Source organism: Streptomyces sp. NPDC037242, from assembly GCF_055604165.1.
Genome location: NZ_JBVJUY010000025.1, coordinates 39,767 through 55,012, shown reverse-complemented (window position 1 = coordinate 55,012; position 15,246 = coordinate 39,767). Strand labels below are relative to the sequence as shown.

At 69.1% G+C, this 15,246-nt stretch carries 13 protein-coding genes and 4 pseudogenes; 8 read left to right on the top strand and 9 right to left on the bottom strand.

Features of this window, described 5'->3' with window-relative positions:
• Positions 1–210 precede the first annotated feature (210 nt).
• Entirely contained in the window at positions 211–630 is a 420-nt protein-coding gene (locus tag ACZ7GJ_RS26700; protein ID WP_470755390.1) for a DUF6841 family protein, read from the bottom strand.
• A gap of 68 nt (positions 631–698) precedes the next feature.
• Positions 699–1,655, bottom strand: a complete 957-nt coding sequence (locus ACZ7GJ_RS26695) for an SDR family NAD(P)-dependent oxidoreductase (protein WP_470755491.1) — start codon at positions 1,653–1,655, stop codon at positions 699–701.
• Between the two features lie 128 nt (positions 1,656–1,783).
• Here ACZ7GJ_RS26695 and ACZ7GJ_RS26690 point away from each other — a divergent pair, with 128 nt between their 5' ends.
• From ACZ7GJ_RS26690 to ACZ7GJ_RS26675, 4 genes and pseudogenes are all read left to right on the top strand, one after another.
• Positions 1,784–2,374: a TetR/AcrR family transcriptional regulator gene (locus ACZ7GJ_RS26690; protein ID WP_470755388.1), complete on the top strand. Its 591-nt coding sequence runs from the start codon at positions 1,784–1,786 to the stop codon at positions 2,372–2,374.
• 284 nt (positions 2,375–2,658) lie between these two features.
• Positions 2,659–2,922: pseudogene (locus ACZ7GJ_RS26685) on the top strand (helix-turn-helix domain-containing protein); the annotation flags it as partial.
• A gap of 467 nt (positions 2,923–3,389) precedes the next feature.
• A complete protein-coding gene (locus ACZ7GJ_RS26680; RefSeq protein WP_470755490.1) occupies positions 3,390–4,616 on the top strand; it encodes an IS110 family RNA-guided transposase in 1,227 nt (408 codons plus the stop codon).
• Positions 4,617–4,639: 23 nt separating this feature from the next.
• Positions 4,640–5,368: pseudogene (locus tag ACZ7GJ_RS26675) on the top strand (transposase); the annotation flags it as partial.
• On the opposite strand, the pseudogene ACZ7GJ_RS26670 reads toward ACZ7GJ_RS26675, so the two are convergent.
• The 3 genes and pseudogenes from ACZ7GJ_RS26670 to ACZ7GJ_RS26660 all read right to left on the bottom strand — a co-directional run.
• A pseudogene (locus tag ACZ7GJ_RS26670) lies at positions 5,283–5,723 on the bottom strand (IS3 family transposase); the annotation flags it as partial. The pseudogenes ACZ7GJ_RS26675 and ACZ7GJ_RS26670 overlap by 86 nt on opposite strands.
• A gap of 22 nt (positions 5,724–5,745) precedes the next feature.
• Entirely contained in the window at positions 5,746–6,975 is a 1,230-nt protein-coding gene (locus ACZ7GJ_RS26665) for an IS110 family RNA-guided transposase (RefSeq protein ID WP_470755386.1), read from the bottom strand.
• 473 nt (positions 6,976–7,448) lie between these two features.
• A pseudogene (locus tag ACZ7GJ_RS26660) lies at positions 7,449–7,631 on the bottom strand (IS3-like element ISRhosp1 family transposase); the annotation flags it as partial.
• A 38-nt stretch (positions 7,632–7,669) separates the two neighbouring features.
• On the opposite strand from ACZ7GJ_RS26660, the gene ACZ7GJ_RS26655 reads away from it, so the two are divergent.
• Positions 7,670–8,224 (top strand): HNH endonuclease family protein, encoded by a 555-nt coding sequence (locus tag ACZ7GJ_RS26655; RefSeq protein WP_470755385.1) that lies wholly within the window; start codon positions 7,670–7,672, stop codon positions 8,222–8,224.
• A gap of 107 nt (positions 8,225–8,331) precedes the next feature.
• Here ACZ7GJ_RS26655 and ACZ7GJ_RS26650 read toward each other — a convergent pair whose 3' ends face one another.
• Complete coding sequence (locus ACZ7GJ_RS26650) at positions 8,332–8,553, bottom strand: hypothetical protein (protein WP_470755383.1); 222 nt, start codon at positions 8,551–8,553, stop codon at positions 8,332–8,334.
• Positions 8,554–8,988: 435 nt separating this feature from the next.
• On the opposite strand from ACZ7GJ_RS26650, the gene ACZ7GJ_RS26645 reads away from it, so the two are divergent.
• On the top strand, positions 8,989–9,489 hold the full coding sequence (locus ACZ7GJ_RS26645) for a hypothetical protein (protein ID WP_470755381.1): 501 nt from the start codon (positions 8,989–8,991) through the stop codon (positions 9,487–9,489).
• Positions 9,490–9,665: 176 nt separating this feature from the next.
• On the top strand, positions 9,666–12,689 hold the full coding sequence (locus ACZ7GJ_RS26640) for a tetratricopeptide repeat protein (protein WP_470755380.1): 3,024 nt from the start codon (positions 9,666–9,668) through the stop codon (positions 12,687–12,689).
• Between the two features lie 360 nt (positions 12,690–13,049).
• On the opposite strand, the gene ACZ7GJ_RS26635 is transcribed toward ACZ7GJ_RS26640, so the two are convergent.
• From ACZ7GJ_RS26635 to ACZ7GJ_RS26625, 3 genes are all read right to left on the bottom strand, one after another.
• The gene (locus ACZ7GJ_RS26635; RefSeq protein WP_470755378.1) at positions 13,050–13,337 is read right to left on the bottom strand and encodes a sulfurtransferase TusA family protein; all 288 of its coding nucleotides are present in this window, start codon (positions 13,335–13,337) and stop codon (positions 13,050–13,052) included.
• Positions 13,334–13,999 (bottom strand): class I SAM-dependent methyltransferase, encoded by a 666-nt coding sequence (locus tag ACZ7GJ_RS26630; protein ID WP_470755377.1) that lies wholly within the window; start codon positions 13,997–13,999, stop codon positions 13,334–13,336. Before ACZ7GJ_RS26630 ends, ACZ7GJ_RS26635 begins: the two co-directional genes overlap by 4 nt.
• Before the next feature lie 106 nt (positions 14,000–14,105).
• Entirely contained in the window at positions 14,106–14,774 is a 669-nt protein-coding gene (locus ACZ7GJ_RS26625; protein WP_470755376.1) for a recombinase family protein, read from the bottom strand.
• A 134-nt stretch (positions 14,775–14,908) separates the two neighbouring features.
• Here ACZ7GJ_RS26625 and ACZ7GJ_RS26620 point away from each other — a divergent pair, with 134 nt between their 5' ends.
• Positions 14,909–15,244: an ArsR/SmtB family transcription factor gene (locus ACZ7GJ_RS26620; RefSeq protein ID WP_470755375.1), complete on the top strand. Its 336-nt coding sequence runs from the start codon at positions 14,909–14,911 to the stop codon at positions 15,242–15,244.
• The last annotated feature ends 2 nt before the right edge of the window (positions 15,245–15,246 follow it).

The window sequence follows — 15,246 nt, the reverse complement described above, 5'->3', positions numbered from 1 at the left end:
GGCACCCCCCCTCCCCTCCACCCTTGTCCCCCCCGCCCGCTTCTGTCCGTGGGGTGTCGGGGCCCCCCCCCCCCCCGCCAAGCCGTGGGGACGAGCATCGACGTGACATCGATCAGCACGTGCTGTCACGTTGGCGATCTTGTGGCCTGGTTCTGTCGCCTCGCTGACTGGCGAGCGCACTGCGGGCGACCGCGCGGGCAATGTGCTTCGTCAGCTGGCCAGGATCACGGAGGCGACCGTCCGCCATCCCGCGTCGGTACGGGCGGCCAGGTAGAGCACACGGACACGCTGGAACTCCCGCCCCTGGCTGTCCTGGCGCGCCCAGGTCACCTCGATTTGCGCGGCCCGCTCGTTGAGCGCGCGCACCACCGGGTCGAGGGCCTTGCTGCCCCCGTAGTCGGCGTCGCGCAGTGCGCGCAGCTCGTGTGCGAGTCCCTGGGAGAGCGCCTCGGCGGAGGTGAGAACGGTGTGGGCCGTCCCCATGGTCATGCTGATCGGCACCGAGAAGTAGTCGAGGAGCGGCGAGGGATCGGTGCTCCCCTTTGCTGCCAGTCCGATGAACGTCTCGACGTAGCTGTCGAACCATGCCTGTGCTTCGTTCGCGACGGCGGCCAGATCGGTGTTCGTCATGATCTCGTGATCCTTCTTGCGGAGATTTCAGGTGCGGGTTTCTTGGAGGGGAGTGCGCTGCCGTCGTGTCACCGGTTCGCGAACGCGTTGGTGCCGGTCAGCTGGGCGGACAGGGTCCACAGGCGTGCGGCCTGTTCGGGGTCGACCGCGTAGGGCCTGACTCCGGGTGCGTCGTCCTGGGAGAGCGGGGCGATCTCGCAGTCGTCCAGGTAGACGCCGCCGGTGTGGGCCAACTGCGGGGAGGTGGCCGCCCAGACCTGGGTGGCGGCACCCTGCTCGGGGGTCTTGAAACTGGGGGCCGTGTTGCCCTGGTCGTCGATCCAGCCGAAGGCGATCATCTCCTCGCGAGTCATGTGCCGCTGGAGCGGGGTCATGACGGCACCGGGGGCGACGGCGAAGGCCCGCACCTGGTGCTCGCGGCCTAGGGCGTCGAGGTGGACGGCGAACAGCGCGATCGCGGTCTTGGACTGTCCGTAGGCGACGGCCTTGTCATAGTCGTTTGCGAACATGACGTCGTCCCAGCGGATCGGCGAGTAGCGGTGTCCGGCAGAGCTGAGCGCGACCACGCGCGCGCCGCCGTCGGCTGCCAGGGCGGGCCACAGCCGGTTCGTGAGTGTGTAGTGGCCCAGGTGGTTGGTGGCGAACTGCGCCTCCCAGCCGGGGCCGAGGCGGGTCTCGGGCAGGGCCATCACGCCGGCGTTGTTGATGAGGATGTCGATGCTGCGGCCGCTTGCCAGGAACTCGTCCGCGAAGGTGTGCACGCTGGCCTGGTCGCCCAGGTCGAGACGGCGCACCTCGACCCCGTCCATTGCGGTGAAGGCTTCCGCGGCCGCTTCCGGGCGGCGGACGGCTGCGACGACGCTCGCGCCGGCGCCCCGCAGGGCGCGCGTGGTCTCCAGCCCCAGTCCGGAACTACCGCCGGTCACGACTGCGAGCTTTCCGGTGAGGTCGAGGCTGGCCAGGACGTCGGCCGTGGTGCTGCGGGCCCCGAAGCCGGAGCCGATGGGCTGCTGTGCTGTCATGATCGCCATTCCTTGCGCGTGGAGCGTCACGGTCAACGCCGTAACCGGGGAGTTCCCCGGTTAGTCATCACAGTAAACGGGGAACTCCCCAGTTGTCCAGATAGACTGATCCCCTGACGAAGGGAGCAGCCTTGACCACCAAACCGAGCGTGTTGCGCGCCGACGCCCGCCGCAACCGCGAGCGCATCCTCGAAGCGGCCGTACGCGCCTTCTCCGAGAAAGGCCCGGACGTCGCCATCGACACCATCGCCAAAGCCGCGGGCGTCGGCTCGGCCACGCTCTACCGCCACTTCCCCACACGCGAGGCACTCATCGAGGCGACCTACCGCAACGAGCTCGCCCGCGTCTGCGACAGCGCCGCACAACGACTGGCCGACCATGCCCCGGACGAGGCGCTGCGCCTGTGGATGGACGACTTCATCGACTACCTCACTGCCAAGCAGGGCATGGCGGACGCACTGCGGGCCGCGGCCGCATCCGGTGCGGACCCCTTCGCCGAAACCCTCGACAAGCTCGCCACCGCCCTCGGCACCCTGCTGCACGCCGGCGCCGACGCCGGTCTCCTGCGCCCGGACATCGACCCCTTCGATGTCGGCTTCAGCCTGGCCGGCATCGGGCTGATCACCAGCGCTCCCCACCAGCGCGAACGGGCCGGACGCCTCCTCGACCTGCTCCTCGACGGCCTCCGGTACGGAGCGGACGGATCGGCGTCCAGCTCGTGACCCGGCTTTGGCCGCGGTCCCCGCCGGCTTTGTGACGTCAGCGGTCCAGCAGCCCCGACCGCGTTACGGAGCGCGAGCCACTGACACGGGTCAGGAAATGCGAAACAGGCACTTATCTTGACGTCTAAACGTCCGGCCTGAACTTGATCAGTACAACTCGTCGAGTTGATCAACGAGGGACCGCAGCTCGCGACCTCGAAGTCGGGACATGCCGAGCATTACGGCTTCTAGTGCCGTGACCGCATAGGTTCGCCGGGTCGGCGGTCGTAGCGGTTGGATGTGCGGTGACGTCCGATCCGACCGCTGGAGGCGCGGCGGCCGAGCCCGTCCGTGTGCGCAGACTTACTGATCAGGAGGGGCAGCAGCTGCAGCAGATCGTGCGCCGGGGCAGCACCAGTTCGGTTCGCTACCGGGGGGCGATGATGCTGCTGGCCTCGGCCGGCGGGAACCGGGTGCCGGTGATCGCCCAGCTGGTCCAGGCCGACGAGGACACTGTCCGGGATGTGATCCATGCGTTCAATGAGGAGGGCCTGGCCTGCCTGGACCCTAATTCGTTGATAGCGGCGCCGGTCGGCTTCTCGAAGCCAACCGGGCTGTTCGACAGCGGGACCGTCATGCCTTCCTGGACCCCGGCCAACGAGGCCTTCACTGAGAGTGGCGGGCGGCCCCACTTTGCGGACATCGCTGTTGGTAGCCGCGCGGGTGCCGAAGGCATTCCTCAAGCAGACACGGTCCGCCGAGACCTCAGCCGAGAGGGGAGCCCTTCGGCACCTCCGCGGCCACCAACACTGACCGCCGTGACCACTCGTTGGAGCTCGTGGTACGAGCCCGCTTCACGGTGACCTCTCATCCGACCCGAGTCGTCGAACCCCGGTCAAGACCGAGGCCCGTGTGGTGCGCTGGTGCCACGAACGGCTTGTGAGATGTCGGACCAGAGAGTCCTGGAATTAGGGAGCCGCGTGGCCCGCATGCGCTCGTGACCAGCACAGATGACAGTGCCAAGGGGAGGAATGACTTGATCTACTGCGGGATCGACTGGGCCGAGAAGCACCATGACGTCGCCCTCGTCGACGATACCGGCCAGCTGCTGGCCAAGCGCCGAATCAGTGACGATGCGGCCGGCTACGGACTCCTGCTGGACCTGCTGGCAGAGTACGGCGATACCGAAGGCACCCCGATTCCAGTTGCGATCGAAACGAGCCGCGGCTTGCTGGTTTCTATCCTGCGGCAGGGCAAGAGGCAGATCTTCGCCGTCAACCCGATGGCCGCCTCCCGCTATCGCGACCGTCACAGCGCCAGCCGGAAGAAGTCCGACCCCGGCGACGCCCTCGTCCTGGCGAACATCCTCCGCACCGACATGCACGCCCACCGGCCCCTGCCCAACGACAGCGACCTCGCCCGATCCATCGCCGTCCTCGCCCGTGCACAGCAGGACGCGACCTGGAACCGGCAGCAGATGGCCAACCAGCTCCGCTCGCTCCTGCGCGAGTACTACCCTGCCGCCCTGGACGCCTTCTCCAGTTGGGCCAACGGCCTCTGCCGCCCGGAAGCCCGCGAGGTGCTCAAGCTTGCCCCCACCCCGGCGCGGGCCGCCCGGCTTACCCGGGCCCAGCTCTGCTCTGCCCTCAAACGCGCCGGCCGCAGCCGCGGAATCGAAGCCGAAGCCGAACGGCTCCGCGAGGTCTTCCGCAGCGACTACGCGAGCCAGCCGCCCCTCGTCGAGGACGCGCTCGGCAAGCAAGCCCTCGCCCTCCTGCGGCAGCTGGAAGCCGCCTGCATCGCCGCCGACGAGCTCGCCGAGGCAGTGGAGGCCTCTTTTCTCCAGCACCCGGACGCTGAGTTGATCCTGAGCTTCCCTGGCCTCGGGGTCCAGCTCGGCGCCCGGGTGCTGGCCGAGATCGGAGACGACCGACAGCGGTTCGCCGACGCCCGGGGGCTCAAGGCTTATGCCGGATCAGCACCCGTCACCCGAGCCTCAGGCAAGAAACACCACGTCGGACGCCGCATGGTGAAGAACGACCGGCTCAACCATGCCGGCTACCTGTGGGCCTTCTCAGCCCTGCGATCCTCGCCAGGAGCCGACGCCCACTACCGTCATCGACGCAAACAAGGGGACTGGCATGCAGCTGCCCAGCGGCACCTGTTCAACCGCATGATCGGACAACTCCACCACTGTCTCCAGACTGGCGAACTGTTCGACGAACACGTCGCGTTCCCCTCCGAACTGGCCGCTGCCGCTTGACACGTTGGCATCGTGAGATGTCTCGGTGGGCGGGAGGCCGTCCCCGCCGACTCGGTGATGATGACGAGGACTTCGTCATCGCGACGGCCACTACCCGCCCGATCAAGCTCGGCCAGCCGTTCACCCGCTGGTCGCTGCGCAAGCTGGTCGCCTACCTGCGCAAAGTGCACAGCCGGGTGATCCGCATCGGCCGGGAGGCGTCACGGTGCCTGCTCGCCTTCGACGAGTTCGGCCCGCTGGGGATCCGGCCCATCGCGGGCTCGGGCTGGGCCGAACAACGGCGTCCCGACCGACTGCCAGCGACTTACCACCGCACTCACGGAATCCGGTACTTCCACGGCTGCTACTCGGTAGGCGACGATCGCCTGTGGGGCGTGAACCGGCGCAAGAAGGGAGCCGTGAACACGCTGGCCGCGCTGAAATCGATCCGCGCCGCCCGGCCCGACGGCGCACCGATCTACGTGATCCTGGACAACCTGTCCGCCCACAAGGGCGCCGACATCCGTCGCTGGGCGAAGAAATACAAGGTCGAGCTGTGTTTCACTCCGACCTACGCCGCGTGGGCGAACCCGATCGAAGCGCACTTCGGACCGCTGCGGCAGTTCACCATCGCCAACTCTCACCACCCCAACCACACCGTGCAGACCCGGGCCCTGAGGTTGGTCCCTGGGAGAACTCGGCTGGTGTGTGGTAGCCGAGCGCGGAGTGGCGGCGGCGCCGGTTGGAGTACGAAAGCCAGCGGAACAGCTCGAGCAGGGCCTGTGCTGTCGAGGTTCAGCGGCGTCCGTGGAGCCACTCGCGCTTGAGGCCCTGGAAGAACGACTCGGCGAGCGCGTTGTCGTAGCTCGAGCCGACCCGGCCCATGCTGCGCCGGATGCCGTGCCGGCGGCAGACGTCGGCGAAGGCGGCCGCGCTGTACTGGGCGCCCCTGTCGGTGTGGACAACGATTCCGTGGACCCGGCCGCCGCGGGCGGCCACGGCCATCTCGATCGCGTCGGTGACCAGCGAGGTGCGCATATGGTCCGCGATCGACCAGCCCACGACCTTCCTCGAGCAGATGTCGATCACCGTGGCGAGGTAGAGCCAGGCCGGGCCGACGGCTATGTAGACACCTCAGGCGTGTAACTCGTCAAGCTGCGGCGGCGAGTTCGGGTGGGTAGGCGGTGTGTTCATCGAACAGACAGTGGTTCTGTAGGCAGTGGTAGAGCTGGCCGATCATGCGGTTGAAGAGGTTGCGCTGGGCGGGGGCGTGCCAGTCTCCGTGGGCGTCGCGGCGTCGGCGGTAGTGGGTTTTGGCGCCGGGTGACGCGGTGATGGCGGCGAAGGCCCAGAGGTAACCGGCGTGGTTGAGGCGGTCGTTTTTGACCCATCGGCGGGTGATGCTGGACTTCTTCCCCGAGGCTCTGGTGATGGGTGAGGCGCCGGCGTATGCCTTCAGGCCGCGGGCGTCAGCGAACCGCTTGCGGTCGTCGCCGATCTCGGCGAGCACCCGGGCGCCGAGCTGGGTGCCGAGGCCGGGAAAGCTCAGGATGATCTCAGCGTCGGGGTGCTGAGGGAACGTCTCCTCCACCGCCTTCGCGAGGTCGTCTGCGGCCGTGCAGGCGGCTTCCAGCTGGACTAGGAGGGCGAGCATCTGCCTGCCGAGCGCGCCCTCGACCAGTGGCGGCTGGTGAGCCCAGTCGGCGCGGAAGACTTCTTGGAGCCTCTCGACCTCGGCGTCGATGCCGCGCTGGCGGCCGGCCCGCTTGAGTGCGGCCTGAAGCTGCGTGCGGGTCAGCCGTGCGGCCTTGGCCGGTGTCGGGGCGGCTTTGAGGAGCTCGTGGGCCTCGGGCCGGCAGAGGCCGTTGCGCCAAGGGTCGAAGGCTGCGAGGGCGGAGGGGTAGTACTCGCGTAAGAGGGATCGGAGCTGATTGGAGATCTGCTGACGATTCCAGGTGGCGTCCTGCTGGGCTCGTGCGAGCACGGCGACGGCACGGCCCAGGTCGCTGTCCTGGGGCAGAGGCCGGTGGGCGTGCATGTCGGTGCGGAGGATGTTCGCCAGGACCAAGGCGTCGCCCGGGTCGGACTTTTTGCGCGAGACGGAATGCCGGTCGCGGTATCGGGCGGCGGCCATCGGGTTGATCGCGAAGACCTGCCTCGTGCCGGTCCTGAGCACGGCTACCAGTAGGCCGCGGGAGGTCTCGATCGCGACCGGGATCGGGGCCTCCTGGCTGTCGCCGTACTCGGCGAGCAGGTCCAGCAGGACCCGGTAGCCGGCGGTGTCGTCGGTGATGTGCCGTTTGGCCAGCAGCTGGCCGCTGTCGTCAACCAGGGCGACGTCGTGAGTCTTCTCCGCCCAGTCGATGCCGCAGTAGATCAAGGCCCCTCCCAGTGATCCTGTCTATCTGTGCTGGTCACGAGCTCATGCGGAACCACGCAGCGACCTAATCCCAGGACTCAGCCGTGTTGGCTGGTCCGCCACCTCAGTAGCTGTTCGTGGCACCAGCTCACCCCACGGGCCTCGGTCTAGACGGGAGCTCGGAACAGCTCGGGCTTCGCAAGAGGTCACCGTGGCGCGGGCTCGCACCACCAACACCAACGAGTGATCAAGAGTTGGGTGTTGACGCTCGCAGGTGCCGGACGTCGCCGCTCTACATATGGGCGCGGGGCCAGGTGATGTCCAGGCGTCCGTCCGGCACCCGCGGGCACCAACACCCTCACTTCAGTGCAGGCATGCGCACCGATCTACGGAGAGGCTTCCTGCAGCCCGGGAATCGAAAGATGTCGCAAGCCTGCACTCGAACAGGCCCGAGGAACTCGATCTCCTCCAGCACCGCCCTTAACAAGGGATTAGGTGATGTCGCCGCACCACCGGGTGTTCAGGGCATCCGCGGTGAAGCCGCGCATCACCAGGTCCGGCGCGGGCGCCGCGGTCCTGTCCGCGATCGTGGTCCGCTTCCTCTTCCGCAGGTGCCGCCCGACGATGTGGTTGATCCGCATCAGCCGGGTCCGCGGTCGCCCAGTGGCGCGATGCCGACGCGCCGAAGAGGCACGTCAGGGGGCTGCTCAAGGAGATGGCGTCCGGGATCGAGCGGTGCATGTACTGCGAGGACAGCCTGGGCACGGACATCGACCACTTCCAGCCCATCGCCGACGACCCGCTGCGCACCTTCGACTGGCCGAACCACCTGCTCGCCTGCGCGCACTGCAACAGCAACTCCAAGGTGCACAGGTACCCGCGTGATGCTTCCGGCGCGTGCCTGCTCGTCGACCCGACCTCCGAGGACCCTGCATCCCACCTGGTTCTCCTCCTCGCGTCAGGCGAGTACCAGGCGCTGACGCCGAAGGGACGGAAGTCGATCGAAGTGTTCGGACTCAACCGCCAGCCACTGGTCAGAGGCCGGAAGGCGGCCTTCATCACTGCGAAGAACCTCCTGTCCAGCTGGTACGAGCACCGGCAGGCAGGGCGTAGTGAGCAGGCACGCGAGATCGTCGAGGCCATAGCCGAGTCGCCGTTCTCAGCAGTGGTCCGCGCCATCGTGATGCTGCCCGGGCCCGTGGCGCTGGCGGTCATGGGCGCCGGGACCCTCCCTGCGGTCGACGAATGGCGTCGGCACGCGGCGCATTGAAGGGTCGGTCGGGGGGCCGCGGCATGTGCTGCTTCTACCCGGCCTGTGCCGGAGTCGGCGGAAGTGCTTCGGAGACACCTGCCGCACCCATAGAGGTGCACGGCCTGTCACTGGCACAAGCGCGCACCATGGCAGATGAGTTGAAGACCACCGGCCTCGTGGGCACGCTCGTCGAGATGGAACTGGTAGCCGTCCGGCTCCGACACCATTCCGTCAAAACCAGTCGAGACATCGTCCAGCTGACCCTCAGGAGCGAGCAACACGCCGGTCGAGACGCTTTCCGCAGCCGCAAGAGTCCCCAGCACCCCGACGCCGAGGACACTGTCCACATCGCCTCGTCCCTGGTCACGCCCATCCTCATTTGCGACGGATCAAGATGACGGAAGGAAACGGCGCCTTGTGGTCGACACACGCGGTTCAGCGCGGATGGGAGCGCCGCGATCGACGCTCACCTCACTGGTGACGATGCCGCAGAGACCGCACCGGCCGACTGTGAACGATCCCGTTCAGGATCATCCGGTCGTCCAGCCGGGGCCACCCCAAGCGCGGGCCGGGCCGGCAGCGGGCGTATCAGGTTCCACTCGGCATCGGACAGTCCATGGCGACGTATCACCACCCCATGATCCAGCACCCGTACACTGCCTGGCGGGCTGCCCGGATGTTGCGGATTCTCCGTCAGGGAATCCGTCGGCTCTTTAGGGTAGTCCCGCTGTCTTTCGGTGCGGCCGGCCCAGGGGCGGTCCGCAAAACGGGGGGTGAGGACTGTGCTGGTCGAAGCGTTGACTGCGTTGGCGGCGGCCGCGGGCGGTGCCGTGGTACAAGCCGCCGGGACGGACGCGTGGCACGGCATGCGGGGCCGCGTGGCGGAGCTCCTCGGGCGTGGTGACGCGGAGCGAGGCCAAGCCGAGTTGGAACGCCTGGACCGGACCTCGCGGGCGCTGGAACCGGGCACGACCGAGGACCTGGAGCGGGAGCGGGCCCGGCAGGGCGGCGTCTGGCAGGAACGTTTCGAGACCCTGCTGGAGAGCCTGGACTCCGGGGACCAGGAACGCGTGGCCGAGGAGCTGCGGGCGCTGCTCGCCTTCGCCGCCGGAACGGACGGTGACCTGGCCGTGGCCACCGGAAGGGCGGTGGCCAGGGACGGCGGTCGCGCGGTGACGGGCGTCGAGCGCACCAGCGGACGGTCGGCGCGAGCGGTGAATACCGGGGACGCTGAGGCCACCGGCCCGGGCTCCCGGGCGGTCAGCGGCATCGCCGACGCGTAGCCGTCGGGCACAGGGCGAAGAGCGAAAAGCGAAGAGCCGAGAGATTCGGGGGAGCCGTGGCCAAATGGCGCTGGGGCAGACGACGTGACGGCGGCGGGCGCAGCCCGGCACGGGGCACCGCCGTCGAGGTAATACGAGTGACGGGGGACGTCCCTTCCCCACCTCCTGTCCAACAGGTGACAGGGTCCGGCAACGCGGTCGCCGACAACGGTGGCATCGCGGTCACGGGCATCTACAACGACCACTCCAGCGTGCTGCTGCCTCCCGAGGTGTTACGGGCGGCGGCCAAGGTGAAGGCCCCGCGGGGAATGGACGATCTGCCCTACCTGCCGGGCCACTTCGTGGGCAGGGAGGCCGAGCTCCAGGCTCTCGACTCGGCCTTGAGGGCCGTCGGTCAGGTGCATCTCCAGGCGGTGCACGGGCTCGGCGGGGTCGGCAAGAGTGCTCTGGCCGCCCACTGGGTGGCCACCCGGGCCCGCTCCCAGGGGCTGAAGCCGGTCAGATGGATCACCGCTGACAGCCCCACCGGCGTCCAGCAGGGGCTCGCCGCTGTGGCCATCGCCCTGCAGCCCGCCCTGGCCAAGGTGCTCACGACGGCCGCCCTGGCCGAGTACGCCCTCCAATGGCTGGCCGGGCATACCGGATGGCTGCTGGTCCTGGACAACGTCACCGACCCGGCCGACATCGCCGGACTGCTCGCCCGCGCCCCCGGCGGCCGCTTCCTGATCACCAGCCGGCTCGCCACGACCTGGACGACCGCCACCACCGTCATCCGGCTCGATGTCCTGGACCCGGCCGAGTCCCTGGCCCTCCTCACCCGCATCACCACCGCGGCCGGCCCACGCGACCTGGACGGCGCTGCCGAGTTGTGCGCCGACCTCGGCCATCTGCCGCTCGGGGTCGTGCAGGCCGCCAAGTACCTGGCGCAGAACCCGCTGCTCACCCCGCGCGACTACCTCGGCCTCCTGAGCGCGGACCCGGCCGGGACGTACCAGAGGGGAGGCGAAGGCCGCACCGCCGCCGAGCACACCGTCGCCCGTGTCTGGCGCGTGACGCTGGACCGCGTCAGCGAACTCCAGCCCTTCGCCGTCGGCGTCCTGCGCGCCCTGGCCTGGTACGGCCCCGACCGCATTCCCGCCCACCTCGTCGACCGTTTTCCCGACAACCCCTTCGAGCCGATGCCGACGCCGCGCGAAGTCGCCGACGCCATCGGTCTCCTGAACGCGTACAGCATGATCGATGTAGACCCGGCCACCCGCTCCCTCGGCATGCACCGTCTCGTGCAGGGACTGGCTCGTACACCCGACCCCGCTGACCCTCACCGCGATCCGGTTCTCGTCGAGATGGCGCGCGTCTACGCGACCGTCGGCCTGTACAAGGTCGTCAGTCCCCTGGCCTGGCGGGATCCCGCCTCGTGGCCCCAGTGGCGCAGCCTGATCCCGCACATCGACGCCTTGGCCCACAACACTCGGGTCGCCGACGACCTGCCGGACATGGCGGGCCTCCTCAACCAGGCGGGGTGTTACCTCCACAGCCATGGGCTGGCTGACCGGGCGGTCCCGCACCTCGAACGAGCCCTCGCCTATTTGGAACGAAACCAGGCTCCGGACCATTCGGACACCTCCCATGTCCTCAACAACCTCGCCGCCGCCCGCCATACGATCGGTGACCTTGCGGGCGCTATTGCCCTGCTCGAGCGGGCCATCGCGGTGACCGTGCGGCAGTGGGGCGAGGACCATCCCCTCAGCATTGGGTCCCGGGTCAGTCTCGCGGTCGTCCAGATGGAGGCCGGGGACGTGGACGGGGCGACGGCCGTGTTAGCGCAGGCCCTCGCCGACAGCCTCCGTCTGGGAGGCGAGGGCCATTTCCTCACCATTACCACCCGCTCCAATCTGGCGACCGCTTACCTGGCGGGTGGGCATTTCGACCGGGCACTGGAACTGCAGACGCGGAACGTCGCCGTCAGCGCCCGTGTGCTGGGGGAGGACCACCCTGACACCCACGCCGCCCGTCTCATCCTCACCCAGGCGTCCCAGGCGGCGGCAGACCCAGCCCGAGCCGTTCCGCTGTACGAACGGCTCCGCCGGGGCCAGGAGGAGGCCCTGGGAGAGGACCACCCCCTCACCCTCGCCACTCGCGCCAACCTCGCCTCCGCACGTCAGGCGGCCGGGGATCCGCACCAGGCGATTGAGGAGTACGAGCACGTGGTCGAAGACAGGGCGCGAGTCCTGGGTCACGACCATCCGCACTCGCTCGCCGCCCGGGGCCAGCTCGCCGACGCCTACACCGAGGCGGGGGACACGGAGCGGGCGATCCCGCTCTGCGAGCAGGTACTCACAGACCGGCTCAGGGTCTTGGGAGAGGCTCACCCCGACACGCTCGCCGCCCGCGAGAGTCTGGCCGGGGCCTACCGGGCGGCGGGAGACCTGGGGCAGGCGCTGCTGCTCTGCGGCCAGGTGCTCGACGACCGGCGGCGGGTGCTCGGCGAGGATCACCCCGAAACCCTCATCGCCCTCAACAACCTCGCCCTCATCCATCTGGAGAGGGGGGACTGGGACAAGGCGATCCCGCTCTTCGAACAGAACCTCGCGGCGAAGGTACGTGCGCTGGGCGAGGGACACCCGCACGTTTCCGCCACCCGTCTCAACCTGGCGTCCGCCCACCTGGCCGCCGGGAACCCGGGCCGGGCGATCCCCCTCCTGGAGCAGGCCGTCGACACGAACGTCGACAGGCGGAGCGAGGACCATCCCGAGACCGTGAACGCCCTGTACGGGCTCGCCTCGGCGCACCGCGACGCGGGGAACCCGGTCAAGGCCGTTCCACTCTGCGAACGGGTTCTCGCCTCCCACCGTCGGACGCTGGGCAAGGACGACGCCCAGACCTTGAAGTCGGCTTCCAACCTCGGTCTCGCTCTCTTGGAGGCGGGGGACACGGCGCGGGCCCTCCCCCTGCTGAAGGCCACCTTCCGTGCGCAGAAGAGCATCCTCGGCCCAGCCCACACCGATGTCCTCACATCCGCCCACAACCTCGCCCTCGCCCATCACACGAAGGGAGACCTGGGCAAGGCCATCCGGCTCTACTGGAAGGTCCTGGTCATGTCCGGTCCGCTCCTCGGCGAGGACGATCCCCTGACAATCTCCGCCCAAGCCCATTACGCAGCCGCTTGCGCGGAAAGGGACGCCCGCCGGGCAGCCCGCTAGACAGCGTTTGGGTGGTGGATCAGGGGGGGCGGGGGTCGAGGAACATCGGAACGAAAGCCGGCCCCTAGCCCGAGCACCGCTGGTGGGCGGCTGACGGTACGTCGACGCTGGCCGGGCCCTTCCGTTTGCCTTGCGGGCTGCGGTGTCGAGGCCTTCGAGGGCGGACTCGCGGATGTTCTCCCGTACGGTCTCCTGGGGTCGTGCATCCCGGGCAGGGGCCCGGCGAGCATCTCCGGGACCAGGTCGTGGGCGGTGAGGTGGTCGGCGAGCGCGGTGGGTTCGCGGGCGTGAGTAGTTGCGGTACAGGAAGTGCCGCTGAGATTGATCTTGGTGAAGCGCGCGGGTTCGAGAGCGGCCGTTTCAGGTCGCGTGCCAGGCCGCGTCCGGCCTGGTCGGGCGGGCGTCCGAGGTGAGGCGAAGGGCGTACACCGGTCGTTCGCCGGGGACGGGGCCGAGGTAGTGGTGCCCGGTCACGTGGCACCAGGCGGGCAGGTCGAGCGGTGCGGCCGGGTCGGTGGCGATGACGTGGACGATCGTTCCTGCCGCGGCTCCTTGGATGGCTGCGCGGAGGCGGAGCAGGAGGGTGACGCACAGCAGGCCGGTGCCGTCCACGGTCATGGCCGGTGCAGGTGTCGGTGTGGTGGTCATCGTGGCAGGGTTTGGGTGACGCGCCACAGACGGCGGGGCAGCTCGCCTTCCTCGAAGGCGTGGACCTCGTCGAGGGTCCAGCCGTGGGCGAGGGTGTCGACCAGGTGGCGGGGGAAGAAGTGCACGGCGAAGCCGCCGTGCTCGTAGATGTCGTCGCCGTGCGCGGTGCCGGCGCCGTAGTGCGCGTCGCCGGTGTGCCGGACGGTGTAGACGAAGGAGCCTCCCGGCCGCAGTACGCGGCGGATCTCGTCGACCACCGTCTGGATTTCCTTGGTGGACAGGGCCATGCACAGCAGCATGTGCGCGAAGACGCCGTCGACTGAGGCGTCCGCGAGGGGCAGGGGGGTGCGCACGTCGTGCTCCATGGTGCTCACGCGGTCCGCGACGTTCTGGTCGCGGGCGGCGTGGCGGAGCTGTTCCAGGCCGGTGGCGGAGAAGTCGGTGGCCTGGACGGTGAACCCTTCCCGGGCGAGGAACAGGGCGTCGCGGCCGTGGCCGGCGCCGAGTTCCAGCACGTTCAGGCTCCCGGACGCCCGGAAGACGGTGGCGGCGTGGAGTGCCGGTGCGCTGGGCTCCTGCCCGTACATGCCGGGGTGGGAGCCGTAGGTCTGCTGCCAGTGTGCGCGCTGGGCTTCGGCCAGCTCCCGATCGGGGCCGTTCATGCCTGCCTGCTCCTCTCGTTCCCGGCCGGTGCCGGGTTGTCCGCTGGCCAGCCTAGGTCCGCTGCGGGGCGCCTTGATCGGGCCCCGTGGCCGGTGCGGGAGCGGGTCAGCGCTGGCCCGCTTCGATCTGGCGGCGCAGGGCGCCTGAGCGCAGTTCGCGCAGGTCGGGGATGTGGTTGTAGAGGGTGCCCGGGGAGACGCCGAGCAGCTTGGCGATGGAGGTGATGGAGCGGCCGGGGTCGGGCAGCAGGTCGCGGGCGGCGCGGATGACTTCCTCGGTGGCGACGCTGGGGCGCCCGCCGACGCGGCCGCGGGCGCGGGCGGCGGCCAGGCCCTCGTTGGTGCCGATGACGATGAGTTCGCGGATGAACTCCGCGAGAGCGGCGAAGACGTGGAAGACGAGCCGGCCGCCGGGGGTGGTGGTGTCCAGGTTCTCGTGCAGCGAGGTGAAGCCGATGCCGCGGTCACGGAGTTCGGCGACCATGTTGATGAGGTCCTGGAGGCTGCGGCCGTAGCGGTCGAGCGAGGGGACGACGAGGGTATCGCCCGAGTCGAGGAAGGCGTGACACGCCTTCAGTTCGGGGCGGAGGGCGTTCTTGCCGGACTTCTTGTCCGCGAAGATCTTCCGGCATCCGGCGGCGGTGAGCGCGTCGAGCTGCCGTTCGAGCTTCTGCCCGCCGGTAGAGACCCGGGCGTATCCGATCTTGATTTCGGTGCGGTGAAGCGGTTCGGCGACGAGGAGGTCCGGTTCGTCGGCCGGTTCGAGGGCGATCATGGCCCCGGATCATGTCAGAAAACGGTGGTCGGGAGTTGTTGAACGACTCCGGTTTTTGAAGGGGTTTTTGAAGGCGCGAAGGTGCGCAGGGTTCACGATTTCCTGAATTCAGAACCTTGTGTACTGTCGTGGGCGTGCTGACTGTTGCCTCCGACATCGAGGTGCTGGCCCGCTTCGGCCGCGCGCTCGCCGACCCGATCCGCTGCCGCATCCTGCTCGCCCTGAGCGACGCCCCCGCCTACCCGGCCGACCTCGCCGACGCGCTCGGGATCTCCCGTACCCGGCTGTCGAACCACCTGGCGTGCCTGCGGGACTGCGGCCTGGTCGTCACCGTGCCCGACGGCCGCCGCACCCGCTACGAGCTGGCCGACGAACGCCTCGGCCATGCCCTGGACGATCTGCGCACGGCCGTGGTGGCCGTGGGGAGCGACCGCAGCTGCGTGGACGCCGAGACGAAGGGCTGCTGCTGACC